This is a genomic window from Paenibacillus anaericanus (assembly GCF_003994475.1).
GTDB lineage: Bacteria > Bacillota > Bacilli > Paenibacillales > Paenibacillaceae > Fontibacillus > Fontibacillus anaericanus.
Genome location: NZ_RZNY01000024.1, coordinates 44,622 through 66,894 on the forward strand (window position 1 = coordinate 44,622; position 22,273 = coordinate 66,894).

The window sequence follows — 22,273 nt, forward strand, 5'->3', positions numbered from 1 at the left end:
GAACGCTTTTAAACTGCGTCATTAAATACTAAACTTTAAGAAGAGAGAAGAATAAATATGAAGAAAAACAAAATTATTATTCGATCGCTGTTATCGATGCTGCTAGTTGGCTTATTATTGTTAATAAGTTATGAGATGATCCATATATATGGAGCTTCCAATCAGTATAAGTTCGAATTACCGAAATATGGGTCAAACATTAATGCCGGAATAGATAAATCGCAGGTAAGAAAAATTAAATTTAGAGAATTGATACAATTAGATGGCTGGGCCTATATTAATAACTATAATGCAGATGAACAAAGAAAATATATAGTGTTATATTCAGAAAGTAATCAATATATTTTCGGAACTAATAAGGTGATCCGAAATGATTTGCCTGCTGCGCTCAATAATACCGACGACCATTTGGAGAGTGCTGGATTCTCATCATTAATTGATATGACTAATGTGAAGTCTGGTTCATATCGTATTGGTTATTTCATTGAAAATAAGAATCAAAGAGAATTAACTCTTTCAAATATTATAGTTAATAAAATTGACAATGAAATTACATTTAAAGAAAGTATGAACAAACAACAAAGTACTAAAATTGAGAAAGCAAACGAAAATATAAAAGCTAGTATAGAGGAAATATCTAATGAGAATGGAGTTATTAAAATTAAGGGCTGGGGATATCTCGAAGGTATATCTTCTCAAGGAAATGAAATAAGTATCGTATTAAAAGGGAATAATGAAACTTTAATTTATGACACACAGTCGCAAATAAGACATGATGTGACAAAGTATTTTGGTGGAAAAGTAGATTTAGACCACAGTGGGTTTGTTTTTAAAATTAGTAGAGACGATATCAAAAAGGGGAATTATCAAATTGGTATATATATTAAGAATGGACAATCAAGGGGTTTATATTGGTCTAAAGAAAGTATAGGTGAATAGTTATGTCAGGGATTAAGGGATTTTGTGGGGATATGTATAACAATAGGAAACTGATTACCTCTTTGGCTCTAAATGACTTTAAAATGAAATATGCAGGATCTTATTTGGGTATAATTTGGGCGTTTATCCAGCCAATAACTACTATTCTTGTTTATTGGTTTGTATTTCAGGTGGGTTTTCGATCTGGAGCAGTAGAAAAAGTGCCGTTTATTTTATGGTTTATGTCGGGGTTAATACCTTGGTTTTTTTTCTCAGAGGCTTTGACAAGTGCAACAAATTGTTTTTTTGAATATAGTTATCTAGTAAAAAAAGTGCTTTTTAAGATTAGCATTTTACCATTAATTAAAATAATATCTTCATTCTTCGTTCATATATTCTTTGTTGGAGTAATGTTATTAGTTTTTGCGCTTTATGGAGTATATCCGACTATTTATACATTGCAACTGATTTATTATATAGTTTGCTTAATAATAATAACTGTTGCTTTTAGTTATATAACTTCATCAATTGTTGTATTTATGAAAGATCTTGGTCAAATTATTGGAATTGCAATGCAATTTGGCATGTGGTTCACTCCCATAATGTGGAATTATAAGATGTTGCCAGATAATTGGCATTGGGTATTCAAAATAAACCCGGTGTATTATATTGTCGAAGGTTTTAGAGATGCAATGTTTAATCAAGTATGGTTTTGGGAAAAGTGGAATGAAGCTCTTTGGTTTTGGGATATAACATTAATTTATTTTATTGTTGGTTTTGTTATTTTTAAAAAGTTGAAGCCACATTTTTCAGACGTGTTGTGAGGGGCGGAAATATGGATAATATCGCAATAAACATTCAATATCTAAATAAGACATATAAGCTATATAACAAACCTATGGATAGACTGAAGGAATCATTAAATTTATCGAAGAAGCAATATCATAGGGAGTTTCATGCTTTAACCGATGTTTCTTTCTCTGTAAATAAGGGGGAAACTGTAGGTATAATTGGAAAGAATGGATCAGGTAAATCCACGCTTTTGAAAATTATTACTGGTGTTTTATCACCTACAAACGGTGAAGTTACGGTTAATGGGAGGATATCAGCATTATTAGAATTAGGAGCGGGCTTTAACCTTGAATTTACAGGTATTCAGAATATTTATTTAAACGGAACAATGATGGGGTATTCTCAACAAGAGATGGATAGTAAAGTCGATGCTATAACTGAATTTGCGGACATAGGAGATTTTATTCATCAACCTGTGAAAACCTATTCAAGTGGGATGTTTGCTCGATTGGCATTTGCAGTCGCAATTAACGTTGAACCAGATATATTAATTGTAGATGAAGCACTAAGTGTTGGTGATATCTTTTTTCAAAATAAATGTTTTAAAAAATTTGACGAGTTAAGGGAAAAGAATACTACAATACTCTTTGTGTCTCATGATATTGGAAGTATAAGACAAATGTGTAGTAGAGTCCTATGGTTAGATTCCTCTCAACAAATTATGTATGATGATAAAGAGGTGGTATGTTCTCAATATCTAAACAAGAGATTTATTGAAAATAACACCATTAACCAAAATGTAGTTAAGGATTTAGATTGTGAAAATATCGAAATAAAAACTTCCAATGATAGATTGAAGAAGTTCCCTAAAATTTCTTCAGTAGGGGATAATAACTTGCTTTCGGATGATGTGGAGATCGTTTCCTTTTTTCTTGCAGACTCAAATAATAATATAACCACAGAACTAGAGGTAGGAAACTGGTATAGTTGCCATATAGTTGCGGAAATTAAAACAGATTTGAATAATTTAATAGCGGGATTTGTTTGGGAGAATAATAAAGGGGTTTCGTTATTTGCTTTAAATACTTATATAATGAACCAGACTAATTTTAATGTTCTAAAAGGAGATTTAGTTGAAATTGTATTTAAATTTCAGCTTCCTAAAATAATGAAGGGTGAATATTTGCTGAGTCCTGCAATAGCACAAGGGATTCAAGATCAACATGCTATGCTTACATGGTTATCTAATATTGAAAAGGTGCATGTGATTAATATGCATTATAACCTCTCGCTTATTGAACTGGAAGCTAGCGTTAATTTAAATAAATTTGATAAGGAATTTGTGATTCTAGATTAATTATGGAGGTGCTTTATGGAATTCACTGGTGAAAGGTTTATTTTGGGGAAAGCTGGTGGAGGGATTGAAACTGAACATCTTCATAGATATCATTCCCTATTAGAGATGTCGGCCGGTAAAACAATTCTTGATGCTGCGTGTGGGGAAGGCTTTGGAGCTGCTTTATTAGCAACGAAAGCTAAAAGTGTTTGGGGAATTGACATCAGCGATGAAGCAATATCCTATGCAAAAAAGAATTATCATAGATACAACTTAAACTATAAACAGGGATCAATAGAAAAACTAGAGTTTGAGGATAACTATTTCGATATAGTAGTCTCATTTGAAACTATAGAACATGTCGATGAACTTGTGCAGGAACAATTTTTGAAAGAGGTTGCTCGTGTACTGAAGACAGATGGGATCTTAGTGATTTCAACTCCAGATAAGTACTTGCACTCAGATTTACCAAACCATATCAATCCGTTTCATGTAAAGGAATTCTACTTTAACGAATTCGAAAAATATCTTAAAAGAAATTTTGAAAATATTGAATTCTTTAATCAAACTATTGATAATTATGGGTTAATTGTGAATTATGACAAACGATTGAAGGATAATATCAAACTAATTAATAGTGGAGATTCAGATAAATATGGGAAATATATAATAGCGGTGTGTTCTAATACGGATATTCCGGATAAATATGTACTCAATTCTTTATTCGAAAAGAAGGATGAACTAGAAAATAAAACGATTTTGGATGGAGATTATTTGCAAATTTATTGGGATAACAATAAGGAATTTATTGAGTATAACTCAGTGAATGCAGCTTATAAGTACTCAAATGAATTTCAAACGTTAGGTATATCACTTCCGAAAGATACTTTTGGAAGGTTAAGGGTGGATATAGGTAATAGACCAGCAATCATACAGCTTAAAAAGGAAATGATCCTCAAGGATAATAATGGGGCGACTTTACAAGAAATCAAAATATTAAATACTGAAGGTATAGTTCGTTTAAACGACGAAGATGATTCTTTTAATTTTGTCTCAATGTCCAATGATCCTCAGATAATTCTTGATTATGTTATTCAAGAAGAAAGGGAAAACCTAAAAATATATATAGATATTAAAGTTCTAGAGTTTTCCTTTGATATTTGTCTCGATAAATTCAAGCGATATTTTGAAGTGTAAAGACAAAAGGATAGTAATAGAAAATAAAAAATAAGAAAGTTTAAATACGGAGGACGTAATGAATAAAACTGTAAAGCCGGTCGCTTTTTATTTGCCGCAATACCATCAAGTAGAAGAAAATTCTTTGTGGTGGGGTAAGGGGTTTACTGAATGGACAAATGTAGCAAGAGCGAAGCCGAACTTTTGGGAACATTACCAACCTCATGTTCCTAAAGACTTGGGGTTTTATGATCTTAGTAATGTTGAGGTTATGAGAGAACAAGCGAAAATGGCAGAGTTGTATGGGTTATATGGGTTTTGTTTTTATTTTTACTGGTTTAATGGGAGAAGAATATTAGAAACACCACTTAATAATTATATTCAATCAAACATAGATTTTCCATTTTGCTTTTGTTGGGCCAATGAAAATTGGACCCGAACTTGGGATGGGTTGGATAAAGAAATACTATTGAAGCAAAATCATAATCCGGAAGATGATTTAAATTTAATTAGATACCTGATTCCAATCTTTAAAGACGATAGGTACATTAAAGTTGACGGTAAACCAATGTTTGTAGTCTATAGGGTTGACTTGTTTCCTGATATAAAACAGACCGTAAAAATATGGAGAGAGGAGGCTAAAAAGGCGGGATTTGAGGATATTCATTTATGTGCAGTTCAATTTTATGGAATTGATGATCCTACCCAATGGGGATTTGATGCAGCAATAGAATTTCCACCTCATAAATTTATAAATCCCGAGAATAAGCCTGTTAATATGCCTCAAATTGCAAATCCTAATTTTTCTGGTGGGATAGTAGATTATCCTAAAGTTGTGTCACAAGCACTTCAGGCAAGGTCCAAAGATTATATTTGGTATAGGGGAATAGTTCCATCGTGGGATAATACTGCAAGAAGACAAGATAATCCTCATCTAATTATTAATTCTTCTCCAAACTTATACCGTTTTTGGCTAAGATATATCGTTCAATATTCAGAAGACGCTTATTTGGAGGAAAACAGGTTCGTTTTCATTAATGCTTGGAATGAGTGGGGAGAGGGTTGTCACCTTGAACCGGATTTGAAAAATGGGAATGCATATCTTGAGGCAACTGCTAAGGCATTGCAAAAGCTCGATTTTGATCTAAATGAATTCATAAGTTATACTGCCTTGACAAATAGTGAAATGAAGATATTTGTAGAAGAGTATAACAAAGCGATTTCTTTATCAGTATTATATGCTCAAGAAAATAGAAATTTAAATTTGAAGCTACATGATAAAACGTCTAGAGCTTATTTTGTGAAAAATAGTATCAAGGAAAAGCTTAAAAACTACCCTAAAATGTACAAACTTACCAGGGCTATTTATTTAAAGGTTCGGGGGAAATGACTTGAAAAGAATTGCTGTATTTGCACATTATGATAAAGATGGGGAATTATCCAATAATACATTAAACATATTGGGACATCTTGAAAAGGTATGTGAACGGATTATCATGGTCTCCACTAATCTTAATAAAGATGAGATGGATTTGCTGCCTTCGAAAGTTGAGTGTTTTATTAGAGAGAATGTAGGATATGACTTTTATAGTTATAAATATGGCATTGGTAAAATCAAAAATATGTACAGTTATGACGAGTTAATCTTACTGAATGATAGCTTTTTTGTTGCTACCCAATTTAATATTACAGATATATTAGACCGTGTAGACAAAAGTGTCTACGAAATATGTGGACTTATTGATTCTTATCAATTTCATTATCATGTACAGACATTTTTTGTTGTCTTTAAAAAGGAAGCTTTATTGAGTGTGTGGTTTAATAACTTCTGGGAAAATGTCACGATCCTAGATACTAAGATAGACATAATTTTTAACTATGAGATTGGTTTGACGCAAAGCGCGATAAGCCATTCCTTAATGGTAGGGGCTTGTTTTCAATGGAAGCCTAAAAGTTATTTCAGTGCATTATTAAACTGTATAAAAAAAGGAAGACTAAATTTACTATTTCTTAGTTTTTTTAATTTTAATTATTTAAGGGAAGGAAATGCTAGTCATATATTATATAAGGAAATATATAATGAATTTGCAATTTGTAAGTGGGAAGTAGTGCGGATGTATCCTGAGGTAAGTAACTTTATTAAAAGAAATGGGAACAAAGAAGAGATTGTGGAGATGGAGAATTATTTAGCTACAAAGGCCTCATTTTATACAGAAAAAAGGATAGATGATAACTTAATAGTAGATAACAATCAAGTAGCATCAAAATTTTCGTTAGAATACATACAGAAAACAAAGAAACAAAATAGTGATATCGCTGTAATAGTTCATTTATTCTACGTTGAGTTGCTTGATGAAATTATTTCCTGCCTGAAAAACATACCAAATAAATTTGATCTGTATATTTCAGTAGTTAGTTTATCCGCTGCAATTCAAGTGGAAAAAAGATTAGAGCACTTTACAAATGTAAATAGTCACATTTATTGTGTGCAAAATCGGGGTAGAGATGTGGGTCCCTTTGTTTCGTTGGTTAATACTGGGGCATTAGATGATTACATTTGTGTATGCAAAATACATTCAAAGAAGAGTTTGTATAGTAACCAAGGAGCCAATTGGAGGCAGGGTATATATAATGAACTACTTGGTTCAACCAGTAGAGTCTTGTCGATAATAGAGACCTTTGAAAATAAGTCGGATGTTGGGATAATAGGTCCGGAATATTCATATTTGACCAATGATGAATTTTGGGGTGCTAATAGGGAAAGGGTAAGAAAGTTATCCTTAGAAGTTGGAATTGACGAGAAGAGTATTAAACTAGGTTTTTTTGCAGGAACTATGTTTTGGTTTAATCCAAAAATATTAAAATATATAAAAAAGTTGAATTTAAGCATTAATGATTTTGAAGAAGAAAACGGCTTGCAAGATGGAAGTTTGGCACATGCAATAGAACGAATTTTTGTCTTATATTCAAGACACGATAATTTAAAGGTAACTACTGTAGAATTTCTGGATTCTGATGTATTAGATCGGGATTATGGAGATAGAAAAATATCGGTGCTTTCTTGAAAAAAGATGGACATAGATTTCTAATTTGAATCTTCTAGATCTAACTTGTTAGCAACAAATCTGATCGGTAGAAATTAATATATTAAACAAAGAAACTGATGAACATCTTATAGTTCGAGGGTTCCCAATATAAGTTAAATTGGAGTATGAATGAACAATAGCTTTGTGCATTTTTCTAGTACACTATTAGGACTCTTAGCATTTTTATTTATGAAGATGTTAACACCAAGAAGGCGCTATTAGCTAGAATGTTATATTTATGATGGATTAGTAACTTGATTACTATAGAAGCTCGGTGTCAGTACAGATTATTTAGAAAATGAGGGGACAAGGTGAATTTTTTTGGGAAGAAAGAGAATATATTTCTTGTTATTGCAATTATCTTCGGAATACTATGGTTGATAATAATACCCCCGTTTCAAACTCCGGATGAAGATGCACACTTTTATAGATCATATGGGATATCAGAAGGATCGCTAATGTGTATTAATGCTAATAATAGTAATGCTGGTTCATATTTGCCTTTGAATATAGTGGAATTCATTAAGACAATTAAAGCTGACAGTATTAGATTTAATTACTTAGCAAAACAGGATATTCATGATGTTATTAGATCCTCAGAATTATATCCTAGTGACGAAAAAGTATTGGTGGAATACGTAAATAGTTGTGTATACAGTCCAGTGCCGTATATTTCTCAAACGATGGGAATTTTAGCAGGTAAATTGTTTGATGCACCATTTATTATAATGTTTTACTTAGGAAGATTATTGAACTTTATGACATTCATTTTAATTGGTTATTGTTCAATCAAGTCGTTACCAAAGTTAAAAGGGCTGCTTCTTTTATTGCTCGTTATGCCTATGACGTTACAACAAAGCATTTCGTTAAGCCCAGATGTTATAACTATATCAATATGTGTTTATTTTGTTTGTTATATTCTGAAAATAAAATATCAAAATGATAAAACCATTACAAAGAAAAACATAGGTGTATTGTTTTTTCTAGCATGTACAATTGGGTTGCTGAAAATAACCTATTTTCCATTAGCTATATTAACTTTATTAATACCATTAGGAATGTATAAATCAAAGAAACACTGGATATATACCAACTCAATTGTTTTCTTTGGAAGTTTATTAATGGCTGTGATTTGGTTAGCTTTAACAAGAACTGTCACTATGACTTTTCCTGTCGACCCTATTGTCCAGTTGAGGGGGATTTCAGATAACCCTTTATCATTTATCAAATTGATGCTTCTCAGTACACCAAATAATGATGATCTTTTCATGCAATTTTTTGGAGTATTTGGTTGGCTAGATACTCCGTCGCCATTATTACTGGGAATTGCATATTATGTCATGTTATTTCTTATCGTATTTTACGAGGGAAGAAAAAACTCTTATGAGAGAAATAAATACACTTTCTTATCAGCTGTAATTTCTTTGCTGCCGGTGTTACTATGTACTTTATTAATACAGATTTCGTTGTTTTTGAACTGGCCACAAACTACTCCAGGAACCGTTAGTGGTGTTCAAGGCAGATATTTTATACCGATTTCACTCTCCTTTTTTTACTCAATTTACCTAATGGTTCCTTTTTTGATTAAAATAAAAAGATCATTGTTGATTTTCATTATTTGTTTAATTCTACTGATTTCTAGCTATCGGATTATTGTAAGGTATTATCATTTTGGTCCTGATTATGAAATCTTAGAGGTTTATAATAATACTTATATACCTGGTGGTATTCAACATGACACTGAAATTCGTCAATCTTTCTTATCTGTAAAAGATAATCTGAAGGGCGTTCGGGTGTTTCTTTCCACCTTTGGACAAGAAATTACAACCCCTTATCAATTTGTTTTGTTTAGTGAGAATGGAAAAGTCATAAGGGAAGTTACTCTAAGTATGGACGGATTTGGGGATAATCATTTTTATGATGTTTTCTTTAATGAAATTGAAGGTTCTAAAGATCAAAAATATTCCTTTAAAATAATGCCTATGGTTACTGAGGTTGAAACACCTATTACTATTCAAATTAGTGAGCCAGACATTTATTTAGAGGGAGAGTTCACTTTGAACGGTAATGTTAGAACTGATGATATAGTGTTTAGATTGATTTACTAAGACCAATTTAATTGAAGGAATGCATAATGCAATTTACTTTTAACCGTGCTAAGATGAAATCAAATGTCGAACTTTAGGGGACTTAGATGCTAATTTTATTACTACTACTAGCCATGGTTTTTAACATCATCGCACAAATTGCATTAAAACATGGGATAAATCTTATTAGTATGGATGGGTTGAGTCTTCAAACAGTGTACAAAATGATTTCTTCTCCATTTCTTTGGTCTGGAGCAGTTATGTATGGAGTCAGTTTTATTTTTTATATTTTCGCCTTAACTAAAGGTGAATTAGGCAGAGTATCTCCAGTCTCACAAGCATTAACAACATTAGGAATTGTGACAGTTTCCATCCTGGTATTTCAGGAGCAACTTACCATTTTTAAAGTAGTAGGTGTGATATTTTTGATAGTAGGGACGATCATTATTTTTTATTGATATAATAATTCTTGTATTTTTTGAAAGGAATTGACCTTTTTGAATTACGATTATGTTATCTTCGGCGCAGGGATCTATGGTCTATATGCTGCTCATTTACTAGCAAAGAGAGATTTGAAAGTTGCAGTAATTGAGATAGACGATAAACCTCTACAAAGGGCAAGTTATATCAACCAAGCAAGAGTTCATAATGGATACCATTATCCTCGAAGCGTATCTACTGCAACGAAATCAGCCCATTATTACGAGAGATTTGTCCGTGATTTTTCTTTTGCTATAAATGATAGATTTAAGAAGATATATGCTATTTCTGCTAATGACTCTTTAACTAATGCTGAACAATTTTTGAACTTTTGTAATTATGTTGACATCCCCGCGATCGAGATCAATAGTAGAGCATATTTTAATCCTGGGGCTGTTGAGGCAACATTTGAGACATTAGAATATAGCTATGATGCAAATTTAATACGTAATTGGTATATAGAAGAGTTGGGGAAATGCAGCAATGTGGAAATTCATTTTAACAAAGTGGTAGATAAGGTTAGTGAGTCCAATAATCAATTTATTCTTAACTTTTCTGATGGAACGATTAATAATGCCTCAAATATATTAAATGCTACCTATGCTAGTATAAATCAAATTCTTCGTAAGTTTGATTATGAATTGTTTACAACCAAATATGAAATTTGCGAAGTGATTATGACCGAAGTGACTAATAATATTAAGGATGTTGGTATTACAGTAATGGATGGTCCATTTTTTTCTTTAATGCCTTTTGGTGAAAGTGGCTATCATTCCTTAACTTCTGTCGGACACACCCCACATGAGTCTTCTTTCAATGCACTACCGGAGTTTTCTTGCCAGAAGTATAACAACGAATGTACTCCTAAGCAATTATCAAATTGCAACTTTTGTTCTGCAAAGCCTGGTTCTGCTTGGAGCCGAATGCATCAACTTGCGAAAAAGTATTTGATTCCTGAAATTCAGGTTACTCAGAAACATTCATTGTATGCAGTAAAGGCTCTAATCAGTGCGTCTGAACTTGACGATTCCCGTCCTACTGTTATTAAAGAGTTTTCAGAGAGCCCCCGATTCTTGTCTGTTTTCTCAGGGAAGTTTAATACAATTTATGATTTGGAGGAAGTGCTATGAAAGAACAGGTATTTGTTTCGATAGTTCTTTACGCGCATAATAACGAGCGGGAAATTGAACAGGGGTTAGTTCAACTTGATAAGACGATGATGATTCATTTTAAAAATTATGAAATTATATTGGTAAATGATTTTAGTCAGGATGGAACTTTGGAAAAGGCTCATAGTGCCATTAAGAACATTTATGGTGACACTACTATCATCAACTTATCAAGAAAACATGGCGTCGAGCATGCTATGATGGCGGGATTGAATAAGTCCATGGGAGATTTTGTGTTTGAGATTGAGTCACTTACAATCGATTTTGATGTAGAACTGTTATACCAAATGTTTAAAACATCAACTAGTAAAGGTTTTGATATTGTTGTAGCTTCATCGGGCCAAGCTGGTTGGAAGTCTAGGATGTTCTATCATCTATTAAATAGAGTATCTTATCTGAACTTGTCGCTTTCTACTGAAACAGTTCGATTAGTAACACGTCGTGCACTGAATGCAATGCAGAATCTTAAGGAGAAGGTAAGGTATCGTAAGGCTCTTTATGAACTTACTGGATATTCCAAGACTTTAATTCAGTATGAGGCTGTGAATAAGGCAAGAGAAAGAAAGGTGAATCGTGAGAATATAACCCTTGCAATGGATGCATTGGTCTCATTCTCACACTTCGGGTTAAGAGCAGCACATTTACTCACTGTTGTATTTTTTATATTCTCATTGTTCATGGGTGGCTATGCGTTGTATAACTATTTCTTTAATCAGTCTGTAGTTGCAGGATGGACAACCTTAATGATTTTAATTTCTCTTGGTTTTGCAGGGCTTTTCTTTATAGGTGGTATCATAGGAGAGTATACATCTCGAATTTTAATTGAAATTCAAAATCGTCCTTTTTATAGTACAAAATCGGTGGAAATGTACAAAGAAAAAAAAACGCGGTTGGAATTAGTTAAAGACAGTGAAAGTGCTTCCAATCAATAAAATAGGGGGAATTTTAATGAATAATCGTTGTCTTGTAGGCTACACAGGTTATGTTGGTACTACGTTGCTTACTCAGACAGACTTTGATGATTTATATAACTCTTCAAATATTGAATCGATACAAAATAAAGAATATGGACTTATTGTCTGTGCAGCAGCACCTGCAGTAAAATGGAAGGCCAATCAGGCTCCTCAAGAAGATCTTGATAATATAAATAGATTAATAACTTCTTTGAAAAAGGTGAGAACTGAAAGATTTATTCTGATTTCTACTGTTGATGTGTATATGAATCCTATTGATGTGAATGAGGACTCATATATTGACCCTGAAACTGCAGAACCTTATGGTCGTCATAGATACTACTTGGAGCAGTTTGTAAAAGAGAACTTCACTAATTATCTAATTATTAGACTTCCTGGTTTATTTGGGAAAGGATTAAAGAAGAACTTTATTTATGATTTAATTCATTCAAATGCAATGCATTTAACGCATCACCAATCAAAGTTCCAATTTTATAATATGAGTAGTTTATGGAACGATATACAGACCTCTCTAAATAACTCAGTTTCACTAGTGAATTTTGCTACTGAACCGGTCAGTCCTTTCGAAGTTGCAAAATATTCTTTAGGAACGACTTTTTTGAACGAAACGGAAAAGAACCCTGTATTTTATAACATGAGAAGTAAGCATGCCAATTTATTTAATCTTGATGGTGAAGACGGATATTTGAAGTCCAAAGATGTTATACTTCAAGAAATTACTGCATTTATCGAGGAAGAGAAGAGGGGTTGTTAATGAACCTATCTATATCTAACATTGCTTGGAACGTTGAAGAAGATAATGCGATTAGATTGCTTCTTAGTGGATTAGGTATTCAAGGTATTGAAATCGCTCCTACGAAAATTTGGGAACGACCTCTAGATTACACAATATTAGAGGCAGAGAAAGTGAAAACTGATTGGGCATCAAAAGGAATAAGACTTGTAGCAATGCAATCTTTGTTGTTTGGGCAGAGTCATTTGAATTTATTCTCTAGTGATGAGTCTCGTAGAGAAATGATTACATATTTGTCGGGGATCATAGATTTAGCTTCAAAGTTAGGAATTAGTTCACTTGTTTTTGGGTCACCAAAGAATAGAATTGCTGGTTCATTATCTAAAAGGGAACAGTACGATATAGCAGTTCCTTTTTTTTATGTATTGGGTACTTTAGCTGCTAAGGAAAATGTAACTATATGTCTTGAACCGAATCCAATACAGTATGGGTGCGATTTTATAACTAACAGCGATGACGGAATAGAACTTGTTCGAGAAGTAGGACATCCTGGATTTCGACTGCATCTAGATGCGGGAGCATTATGTTTAAATGATGAAGACATTCCTGCTGCTATTGAGAAAAGCATGCCTTACCTAAACCATTTTCATATTAGTGAACCCTATCTTAACCTCATAGGAACAGAGTCAACACCGCACATTGAAATAGCCAATACGTTAAATATGGTCGGTTACCAAAATTGGGTATCTATTGAGATGAAGAATAATTTGTCTAATAATAATGTCGAAGCCGTAGAGAAAGCTTTACTATACGCGATGGAAATATACAGTTAACAAGGAGGTGTAAGGGAAATTATGGGGAAAGAAGAATGGCAAGTGCCCTCATTTAATCTTACTGAATTCAAGTCTAAAAACAATAAATACTGTGTATGTATCCCTGTTATTAACGAGGGAACTAAAATTCAAAAGCAACTAGAGAAAATGAGACATCTAACAAATGTGATAGACATTATAATTTTGGATGGTGGAAGTACAGACGGTTCGTTAGATAATAATTATTTAATTGAGATGGACGTCAGAGCGCTTTTAACTAAACAAGATAAAGGGAAATTAAGCGCTCAGTTGCGAATGGGCTTTGCATATGCTATCGGAGAACAATATCAAGGGATTATTACAGTGGATGGAAATAATAAGGACAGTATTGAGAATATTCCTGACTTTATTCAAAAACTTGAAGATGGTTATGATTTTGTGCAGGGTTCTCGATATGTTCCTGGAGGAACAGAAGTTAATACACCTTTATCCAGAAAACTAGCTATAAAGCTGATGCATGCTCCATTTATTTCTTTTATGGCGGGGTATCGCTATACCGATACGACAAATGGATTTAGGGCGCATTCTACAGGAATGCTGTTAGACCAAAACTTAGGACTGTTTAGAGATGTTTTTGAAACCTATGAGTTACTAGGCTACTTATCGGTTAAAGTCCCTAAACTAGGATATAGGGTTGTTGAAATTCCCGTGGCGCGTTCATATCCAAAGGGGAAAGTTCCAACAAAAATCAGTCCTTTACGTGGGAATTGGTTACTTATTAAAATTCTATTAAACTTGTTCTTTAAAAAATATGATTATAATCAGAATATAACTATGAAGAACGCAATTAAGGAGGACATATGAAAGGTATAATCTTAGCAGGTGGTACAGGTTCACGCCTCTACCCTTTAACTAAAGTCACGAACAAACATCTTCTCCCCGTAGGTAAATATCCTATGATTTTTCACTCCGTCTATAAACTTAAGCAAGCTGGAATCAACGATATACTTATAGTCACTGGTAAAGAACACATGGGCGATGTAGTTAACTTACTCGGCAGTGGTCGAGATATGGGAGTTTGTTTTACTTACAAAGTACAGGATGAAGCTGGAGGTATTGCGCAAGCACTTGATCTAGCTGAACATTTTGTTGGAGAAGATCAAATGGTTGTTATCTTGGGAGACAATGTATTCGAAGATGATATTTTTCCTTATGTACGCAACTTCCAAGAACAGAAGAATGGCGCCAAGATTCTAATCCAAGAAGTTCAAGATCCTAAGCGATTTGGAGTTCCAGAAATTCAAGGAGAACAAATTATTTCTATTGAGGAAAAGCCTGAGCACCCTAAGTCTAATTATGCAGTAACAGGGATTTATATGTTCGATCATAAGGTGTTTGATATAGTGAAGACCTTAAAACCTTCTAACCGAGGCGAATTGGAAATCACAGATGTAAATAATGCATATATTAATCGTAATGAGCTTACGTTTGATGTTCTTCAAGGTTGGTGGACGGATGCAGGGACACATTCTTCATTAGCACGAGCCAACGAGTTGTCTCAGGATCTGATGTTTGGAGAAGCATTCGGGAAATTAAAATTATAATACAGGAGGTACTCTAAGTTATGAAAGTTACTCCTCTTAAATTGCAGGGTGCGAGTATAATAGAGCCAACCATCCATGGGGATAGTCGTGGATATTTCATGGAAAGTTATAACGATGCTATATTACAGCAACATGGAATTAAATATGACTTTATTCAAGACAACCAATCTCTTTCTGCAGAATCAGGCGTTCTACGAGGTCTTCATTACCAACTAAATCCTAAAGCTCAGACCAAGCTAATCCGTGTGCTCTCAGGTGCAATCTACGACGTGATCGTAGATATTCGTCGCAATTCACCGACCTTTGGCCAGTGGGTGGGGGTTATCTTGAGTGAACATAACCACCGTCAACTTCTTGTACCGAAAGGCTTTGCCCACGGTTTTTGCACGTTGGTGCCGAACACCCAAGTTTTCTACAAGGTGGACGAATACTATTCACCGGAGAACGACCGTGGCATACTATGGAATGATCCTGCGTTGGAGATTGATTGGCCTACATCAAGTCCGATTCTTTCGGACAAAGATCAACGTCATCCACTGCTGAGAGATGCAGAACTGAACTTTGAGTAGGAGGAATATTTTCAAATGAAACTTCTTGTTACCGGCGGTGCCGGATTTATAGGTAGTAATTTCATCATATATATGTTGCAACAGCATCCTAATTATCAAATTGTAAATGTGGATGCCCTGACATACGCAGGAAATCTAGAGAATCTTAAGTCTATAGAGAATCATCCTAATTACGCCTTCGTCAAAGCAGATATTACAGATGTTAAGATGATGGATGAATTGATCAGCCAAGGCGTCGATGTGGTTGTTAACTTTGCAGCGGAGTCGCATGTAGACCGGAGTATTTTGGATCCAGGAGTATTTGTGAAGACAAATGTACTAGGTACACAGGTGCTGCTTGATGCTGCTAAGAAGTATAGCGTAACGAAGTTTGTACAGGTATCTACGGATGAAGTGTATGGTTCGCTAGGTGAGACGGGACTTTTCATGGAGAGTACGCCTTTAGAGCCGAATAGTCCGTATTCCGCTAGTAAAGCGGGTGGCGATCTGTTGGTTCGTGCCTATCATGAAACGTTTGGATTGCCTGTGAACATTACTCGTTGCTCTAACAACTATGGGCCATATCAATTCCCGGAGAAGTTAATTCCATTAATTATTTCTCGGGCATTGAGCAATCAAGCCTTACCCGTGTATGGTGATGGGTTGAATATTCGTGATTGGCTATATGTAGAAGATCATTGTAGTGCGATTGACCTTGTCATTCATCAAGGACGTGTAGGTGAAGTGTACAATATTGGTGGTAACAATGAGCGGACGAATCTCCATATTGTGAAGACCATTCTACAAGAGTTGAACAAACCAGAGTCTTTGATCACATTTGTAGAGGATCGCTTAGGCCATGACCGTCGCTATGGAATCGATCCAACGAAGCTAACGCAAGAGCTAGGGTGGAAGCCTAAGCATAATTTCGAAACGGGAATCAAAGAGACAATTAAGTGGTACTTGGATAATAAAGATTGGTGGACTCGTATTCAATCGGGTGAATACCAACAATATCAGCTCCAACAATATGGAGAGCGACTTGGAGATTCACTATGAAAGCACTTGTAACTGGAGCAGCCGGACAATTAGGGAGTGACGTAGTCACTATACTACGTAACAATGGTCATGATGTGCTTGAGTGTGACCGGAATGAGATGGATATTACTGATTTGGATCAATGTAGGCAAGTGATCGGTCAATATGAACCGGATGTTATTATCCATTGTGCGGCATATACAGCGGTTGATGTGGCTGAGACAGATATTGATGGAGCGTACGCTGTGAATGCAGTGGGCACTAGAAACATTACTGTAGCCGCTGAGAGTAATGGAGCGAAATTGATCTATATCAGTACGGATTATGTATTTGATGGCACGGGTACAGAGCCGTATCAAGAGTATGATAATACGAATCCTCAGACCATCTATGGAAAGTCTAAACGTGCTGGAGAGGTTTTAGTCCAGAGCCTATCTTCACGTTATTTTATTGTTAGGACGTCTTGGTTATATGGTGTTCAGGGTAATAATTTTGTCAAAACGATGCTACGTCTTGGTCAAGAGAAGCCCTCTCTAAAAGTTGTAAATGACCAGAAGGGTTCTCCAACATATTCGGTTGATCTGGCCAACTTCTTATTTGAGCTTATGCAAACTGAAAAGTATGGTATTTACCATGCATCCAACAGTGGCTCATGTACTTGGTATGAGTTTACACAAGCTATCTTTGAAGAGGCTCGTCAGTTAGGAATTAACATTATTTCCGAGCCATTACCTTGCTCGACAGATGAATTCCCGCGTCCAGCGCATCGTCCAGCCAATTCGGTTATGGAGCATCTATCCATCCGATCGAATGGCTTTCAGGATCTTCGTCCTTGGCGGGAAGGGCTTAAAGAGTTCTTACAACACTGGAGTGCGGTTGAGTCTAAATAGATAGGTCATTGAAACCCTCGATCTTTTCTTAATTGATCGTGGGTTTTTGTTATAATAAGAATTAATTCTATTTAATGAGAAGTGTTAGCGGAGGTATTAACTCTTGAAGAAACAAAAAATATTGGTGTTACTTTCTACATATAATGGTGAACTGTACATCTGTGAACAATTGGAAAGCTTATTAGCACAAGATGGAGTAAGTTTAAGCTTGTACATCCGGGATGATGGTTCTACAGATTCAACACAAGCAATGATCGAGGACTATGTACAACGTTACCCGGAGATTATTAAATACTATCCCGCAGATAATATTGGTGCAAAGGGAAGTTTCTTTGAGCTGATGGAATTAGCGTATGTAAATAAGGATGACAGTGATTATTTTGCATTCTGTGATCAGGATGATGTATGGGATAAACAGAAGTTGCTTCGAGCTGTGACTTTGTTAAGTGAAGAGAACGGAACGGTACCGCTAATGTATTGTTCAACCACCCAAATGGTAGATGCTGAACTTTTACCACTAAGCATTTGGCCTAATTCTCCCAGTAAGCCTCTCACTGTGTATAATGCATTAGTAGAAAATATAGCAGTTGGATGTACGACAGTCTTGAACAAAGAGGCACTACGATTACTTATCTCACATCTTCCCAAGAAACAGGATCATGTAATTATGCATGACTGGTGGAGCTGTTTATGTATCTCTACATTTGGAAAGGTAGTCTTTGATGAAAAACCTTTTATTAAGTATCGGCAACATAGCAGAAATGTGCTAGGCGGTAATACCGATGGTTGGATTGTTAAATGGAAAAAGAGGTTTCGGCGGTTTTCTAAGGGACAAAATCACTATATTATAAGTAATCAGGCACGTGAATTCTATTCTTGTTACAAGCATTTGCTAGAATTAAGCGACAAAAATGCAATTCAGAATTTCCTGAACTCCATCGAAAGAAGTGGGGTTCAACGGTTGTTATATATACTCCGGTCTCCATTCTATAGACAATCTTCAATGGACAATCTGATCTTAAAGATAATTTATACATTGGGAAAAGTGTGAAATGCGAAGGGAACTACTTTCGTTGGACAACTCCCATAACAAACCCTTCACCTATCACATTATGCTATAATGTCGATAGATTACTATATTTGTCAGGAGTGTCTGCTACATGGATTTGAGTATCTTGATTCTCAACTATAATACTTGCCGCTTGACGCTCGACTGTCTGCAATCGGTGTTTGATTCTAGGACGGTCTTTAATTATGAGGTTATTGTTGTTGACAACGCATCCTCTGACGACTCGGTTAATGTCATTAGTCATGAGTATCCCGGGATTACACTAATTTCGAATCACGAGAATACCGGCTTTGCCAAAGCAAACAATCAGGCGATGGAGTTAGCCAAGGGACGGTATGTGCTGCTTTTGAATTCGGATACGATCGTACAACCGGATACTCTCCAAACGATGGTGTCGTATATGGATGAACATCCGGAACTTGGTGCTTCGGGCTGCAAAATAATTCTGCCAGACGGCTCGCTCGACAAAGCGTGTAGACGAGGATTTCCAACACCATCTGCTTCGTTCTACTATGCCTTCGGTTTCTCCAAGCTCTTCCCGGACAATCCGAAGTTCAATCAATATCAACTGGGATACATGGACCCTAACGAGACTTACCCAATAGATTGTCTAGTTGGAGCGTTTATGATGGTCCGGAGGGAAACGATTCAGCAGGTTGGTGGACTGGATGAAACCTTCTTTATGTATGGGGAAGATATCGATTGGTGCTACCGAATCAAAGAGGCAGGTTGGGGGATTCATTATCATCCGGCTACGTACATAGTTCACTACAAAGGAGCGAGTAGTCGGCGCAAACCGTTCAAGATCATTTATGAATTCCACCGGGCAATGTGGGTATTTCATCGTAAACACTATAAACGTAAATATTCATGGATCACGAACACAGCGGTATATTCCGGTATTTCCGTGAAATTCACATTATCCTTATTGAAGAATAAATTAGCTATTCCAATGACCGGAGGCACCCCAGCGAGGGGAGCTCAACCAGCCGATAACAAAATGGAGGTGAAACAATGATTCGCAAAAACCAGCGATTTTTGACCCAATTATATGTCCTTACTGATTTTGCATTCATTCAAATCGCCTTCTTGTTAGCCTGGTGGTTGAAATTCGAAAGCGGATGGATTGAACATACTCCTCCTTTGCCTGTAGAGACTTATTTCTTTTGGAGTTTGGTTTATGGCTTCGTTTCAGTCTTTTTAGGAACGATGATGTTGTTGTATTCACCGAAACGTAAGAAGCGTTTTGCTGATGAAATGGTAAAGATTATTCAAGTTCATTTTACGAGCTTAGTCGTATTGCTCAGCTTGATGTTTTTCTTTAAGCAGGTTGATATTTCACGTGATTATCTAGCTATATATATGGTCGCTAATCTGATACTGATCTTGCTGTACCGGTATTTCTTGAAGATGTCATTGAAGCATTTTCGTAAAAAAGGCTACAACAAACAGTTCGTTCTCATTATTGGAGCAGGATCACTTGGCCGCAGATTTCATGACAACCTGAGACAATACCCCGAGCTTGGATATGAGATTATCGGTTTTCTCGATGATAACCCGGAATTGGGTAGTATTGAATCAAGCAGGTATAAGCCCGTACTCGGAGCTGTAGATCAACTTGAGGAGATTCTGAAAGACAAGATGATCGACGAGGTTGTATTGGCACTTCCACTTGATGCGCATGCAAGATATTCTAAGATTATTTCTATTTGTGAAAAAATAGGGGTTCGCACCTTGATCATCCCCGACTTTTTCGACTATCTACCAGCGCGTCCTTATTTCGATAATTTCGCAGGTATGCCAATGATTAATGTGCGGGATATTCCGCTCGATCTATCAGGTAACCGGTTGGCTAAGCGATTGTTTGATATTGTGTTCTCCCTAGTAGCTATTTGTATCACATCACCGGTGTTACTCGCGGTTGCAATAGGAGTGAAGTTGACCTCACAAGGACCAATTCTTTTCAAACAAGAGCGAGTGGGGCTCAACCGACGTTCTTTTCAAATGTATAAATTCCGCTCAATGAAGGTGCTTCCTGAGGGAACGATGGATACGGGGTGGACGACTGAGAATGATCCACGGCGCACGAAATTTGGTGTGTTCCTTCGTAAGACGAGTCTTGATGAACTGCCACAGTTCTTTAATGTTCTAGCTGGACACATGAGTGTGGTTGGTCCGCGGCCAGAACGTCCTTATTATGTCGAGCAATTCCGTGAGGAAGTGCCGAAGTATATGGTGAAGCACCATGTCAGACCGGGAATTACCGGATGGGCACAAACGAACGGTCTACGCGGGGATACATCGATTGAGGAACGAATTAATCACGATATTTTTTACATTGAAAATTGGTCTATTTTATTTGATATCAAAATTATTTTTAAAACAGTAGTTAACGGTTTTGTAAATAAAAATGCCTATTAATATATTACGGGCCTAGGTTCTGCATGTTTTGAGCTTTGATAGATTATCGTGCCTTAGGATATAAAGAAAAGGAATGTCGAAACTCCATGAAAAAAAGAACTCTATACATCGCTATTGTATCGGCCGTAATTTTAATATTAATTGTGGGGATTGCTACTATAGTCAGACCGAAGAATAATATTGTAGCCGAAGGCTTCAAGTCACATCGAATGGTAGCCCATGCCATGGGCGGGATTCACGGACAGGCCTATACCAATACCTATGAAGCTTTTGTTGCTAACTATGAAAAAGGACTTCGTATTTTCGAAGTAGACTTACTCCTAAGTGCGGATGATGATCTCATTGCTCGTCATGAGTGGGGAAAGAGCTTTACGGCGATGATGGGCCAACAGGATGAGTTAGAGCCGGAACGTCATGATGGGGTCTTTACCACCGCTGAATTCAAAGAGGCCAAAATCATGGGGCAATACGAGCCATTGACTTGGGAAGAAATTTTGGACCTTATGGAATTTTACCCTGATGTGTATATCGTCACCGATACCAAGCAGATTAAACCTGAAGAGATTGACCAGATCTTTGGAGATATTGTGGATAGTGCGGAAGCAAAGGATCCAGCGTTGCTTGAGCGAATTGTGCCGCAAATTTACAATCAGCCGATGTGGGATCAACTCCAAGGAATTCATCCCTTTGAATCCATTATTTTTACACTCTATACGGTTCACGATACGAATGAAGAAGTGACACAGTTTGTGAAGGAGAAGGGAATCACTGCGGTTACGATGTCAGATACCCGGGCGAATAAAGAGTTGATCTCTTCACTGAATGATCTCGGAGTTCCATCCTATGTCCATACGGTGAATGACCCTAAATTAATGATGAAGCTAAAAAGAATGGGAGCCTACGGCTTTTACACCGATTTTCTAACGGAGAAGGACGTGGCACGTTCCGAATGGCTTGATTTATTGGGATTATAAAGAAGAACGAAGTTAGAAAGAACCTTGCCGATGGCGAGGCCACTGAAAAAGTCCATATTATATAAAAAGCATAATGCTTCTCGAATTTTGAGGAGAATTATGCTTTTTTTCTATATAATTAAGGTACTAATCCGAGTAGGTGAATGTAATGATTAAACAACAACAA

21 protein-coding genes are annotated in these 22,273 nt (G+C 35.8%); all 21 read left to right on the forward strand.

From position 1 onward, the window contains the following. The first annotated feature begins 57 nt into the window (after positions 1–57). Positions 58–939, forward strand: coding sequence for a hypothetical protein (locus EJP82_RS21770; RefSeq protein ID WP_127194177.1), 882 nt, complete (start codon positions 58–60; stop codon positions 937–939). Positions 940–941: 2 nt separating this feature from the next. Next, positions 942–1,742, forward strand: coding sequence for an ABC transporter permease (locus tag EJP82_RS21775; RefSeq protein ID WP_127194178.1), 801 nt, complete (start codon positions 942–944; stop codon positions 1,740–1,742). 11 nt (positions 1,743–1,753) lie between these two features. Beyond that, a complete protein-coding gene (locus EJP82_RS21780) occupies positions 1,754–3,067 on the forward strand; it encodes an ABC transporter ATP-binding protein (protein ID WP_127194179.1) in 1,314 nt (437 codons plus the stop codon). A gap of 15 nt (positions 3,068–3,082) precedes the next feature. Continuing rightward, positions 3,083–4,243 carry a class I SAM-dependent methyltransferase gene (locus EJP82_RS21785; RefSeq protein WP_127194180.1) on the forward strand — a complete coding sequence of 387 codons (1,161 nt, stop codon included), beginning with the start codon at positions 3,083–3,085 and terminating at the stop codon, positions 4,241–4,243. A 58-nt stretch (positions 4,244–4,301) separates the two neighbouring features. Further along, positions 4,302–5,612, forward strand: a complete 1,311-nt coding sequence (locus tag EJP82_RS21790) for a glycosyltransferase WbsX family protein (RefSeq protein WP_127194181.1) — start codon at positions 4,302–4,304, stop codon at positions 5,610–5,612. 1 nt (position 5,613) lies between these two features. Next, positions 5,614–7,287, forward strand: coding sequence for a rhamnan synthesis F family protein (locus EJP82_RS21795; RefSeq protein ID WP_127194182.1), 1,674 nt, complete (start codon positions 5,614–5,616; stop codon positions 7,285–7,287). Positions 7,288–7,619: 332 nt separating this feature from the next. Then, positions 7,620–9,416 (forward strand): DUF2142 domain-containing protein, encoded by a 1,797-nt coding sequence (locus tag EJP82_RS21800; RefSeq protein ID WP_127194183.1) that lies wholly within the window; start codon positions 7,620–7,622, stop codon positions 9,414–9,416. Between the two features lie 86 nt (positions 9,417–9,502). Further along, the gene (locus EJP82_RS21805) at positions 9,503–9,853 is read left to right on the forward strand and encodes a hypothetical protein (RefSeq protein WP_127194184.1); all 351 of its coding nucleotides are present in this window, start codon (positions 9,503–9,505) and stop codon (positions 9,851–9,853) included. 39 nt (positions 9,854–9,892) lie between these two features. Then, on the forward strand, positions 9,893–11,005 hold the full coding sequence (locus EJP82_RS21810) for an FAD-dependent oxidoreductase (RefSeq protein WP_127194185.1): 1,113 nt from the start codon (positions 9,893–9,895) through the stop codon (positions 11,003–11,005). Next, positions 11,002–11,976 (forward strand): glycosyltransferase, encoded by a 975-nt coding sequence (locus EJP82_RS21815; RefSeq protein WP_127194186.1) that lies wholly within the window; start codon positions 11,002–11,004, stop codon positions 11,974–11,976. Before EJP82_RS21810 ends, EJP82_RS21815 begins: the two co-directional genes overlap by 4 nt. Positions 11,977–11,992: 16 nt before the next feature. Next, positions 11,993–12,772 (forward strand): NAD-dependent epimerase/dehydratase family protein, encoded by a 780-nt coding sequence (locus EJP82_RS21820; RefSeq protein WP_127194187.1) that lies wholly within the window; start codon positions 11,993–11,995, stop codon positions 12,770–12,772. Then, positions 12,772–13,584 carry a sugar phosphate isomerase/epimerase family protein gene (locus EJP82_RS21825; protein WP_127194188.1) on the forward strand — a complete coding sequence of 271 codons (813 nt, stop codon included), beginning with the start codon at positions 12,772–12,774 and terminating at the stop codon, positions 13,582–13,584. Before EJP82_RS21820 ends, EJP82_RS21825 begins: the two co-directional genes overlap by 1 nt. A 21-nt stretch (positions 13,585–13,605) precedes the next feature. Then, complete coding sequence (locus tag EJP82_RS21830) at positions 13,606–14,427, forward strand: glycosyltransferase family 2 protein (protein WP_127194189.1); 822 nt, start codon at positions 13,606–13,608, stop codon at positions 14,425–14,427. Next, complete coding sequence (locus tag EJP82_RS21835; RefSeq protein ID WP_127194190.1) at positions 14,424–15,167, forward strand: sugar phosphate nucleotidyltransferase; 744 nt, start codon at positions 14,424–14,426, stop codon at positions 15,165–15,167. Before EJP82_RS21830 ends, EJP82_RS21835 begins: the two co-directional genes overlap by 4 nt. A gap of 20 nt (positions 15,168–15,187) precedes the next feature. Further along, complete coding sequence (rfbC, locus tag EJP82_RS21840) at positions 15,188–15,736, forward strand: dTDP-4-dehydrorhamnose 3,5-epimerase (protein ID WP_127194191.1); 549 nt, start codon at positions 15,188–15,190, stop codon at positions 15,734–15,736. A 15-nt stretch (positions 15,737–15,751) separates the two neighbouring features. Then, positions 15,752–16,774, forward strand: a complete 1,023-nt coding sequence (rfbB, locus tag EJP82_RS21845; RefSeq protein ID WP_127194192.1) for a dTDP-glucose 4,6-dehydratase — start codon at positions 15,752–15,754, stop codon at positions 16,772–16,774. Next, entirely contained in the window at positions 16,771–17,643 is an 873-nt protein-coding gene (gene rfbD / locus EJP82_RS21850; RefSeq protein ID WP_127194193.1) for a dTDP-4-dehydrorhamnose reductase, read from the forward strand. Before rfbB ends, rfbD begins: the two co-directional genes overlap by 4 nt. 103 nt (positions 17,644–17,746) lie before the next feature. Next, the gene (locus EJP82_RS21855) at positions 17,747–18,694 is read left to right on the forward strand and encodes a glycosyltransferase family 2 protein (protein WP_211350245.1); all 948 of its coding nucleotides are present in this window, start codon (positions 17,747–17,749) and stop codon (positions 18,692–18,694) included. A 109-nt stretch (positions 18,695–18,803) separates the two neighbouring features. Then, entirely contained in the window at positions 18,804–19,730 is a 927-nt protein-coding gene (locus EJP82_RS21860) for a glycosyltransferase family 2 protein (RefSeq protein WP_127194194.1), read from the forward strand. After that, entirely contained in the window at positions 19,727–21,133 is a 1,407-nt protein-coding gene (locus EJP82_RS21865; RefSeq protein ID WP_127194195.1) for an undecaprenyl-phosphate glucose phosphotransferase, read from the forward strand. The genes EJP82_RS21860 and EJP82_RS21865 overlap by 4 nt, the downstream gene beginning before the upstream one ends. Before the next feature lie 86 nt (positions 21,134–21,219). Then, entirely contained in the window at positions 21,220–22,107 is an 888-nt protein-coding gene (locus tag EJP82_RS21870) for a phosphatidylinositol-specific phospholipase C/glycerophosphodiester phosphodiesterase family protein (RefSeq protein ID WP_127194196.1), read from the forward strand. Positions 22,108–22,273 lie beyond the last annotated feature (166 nt).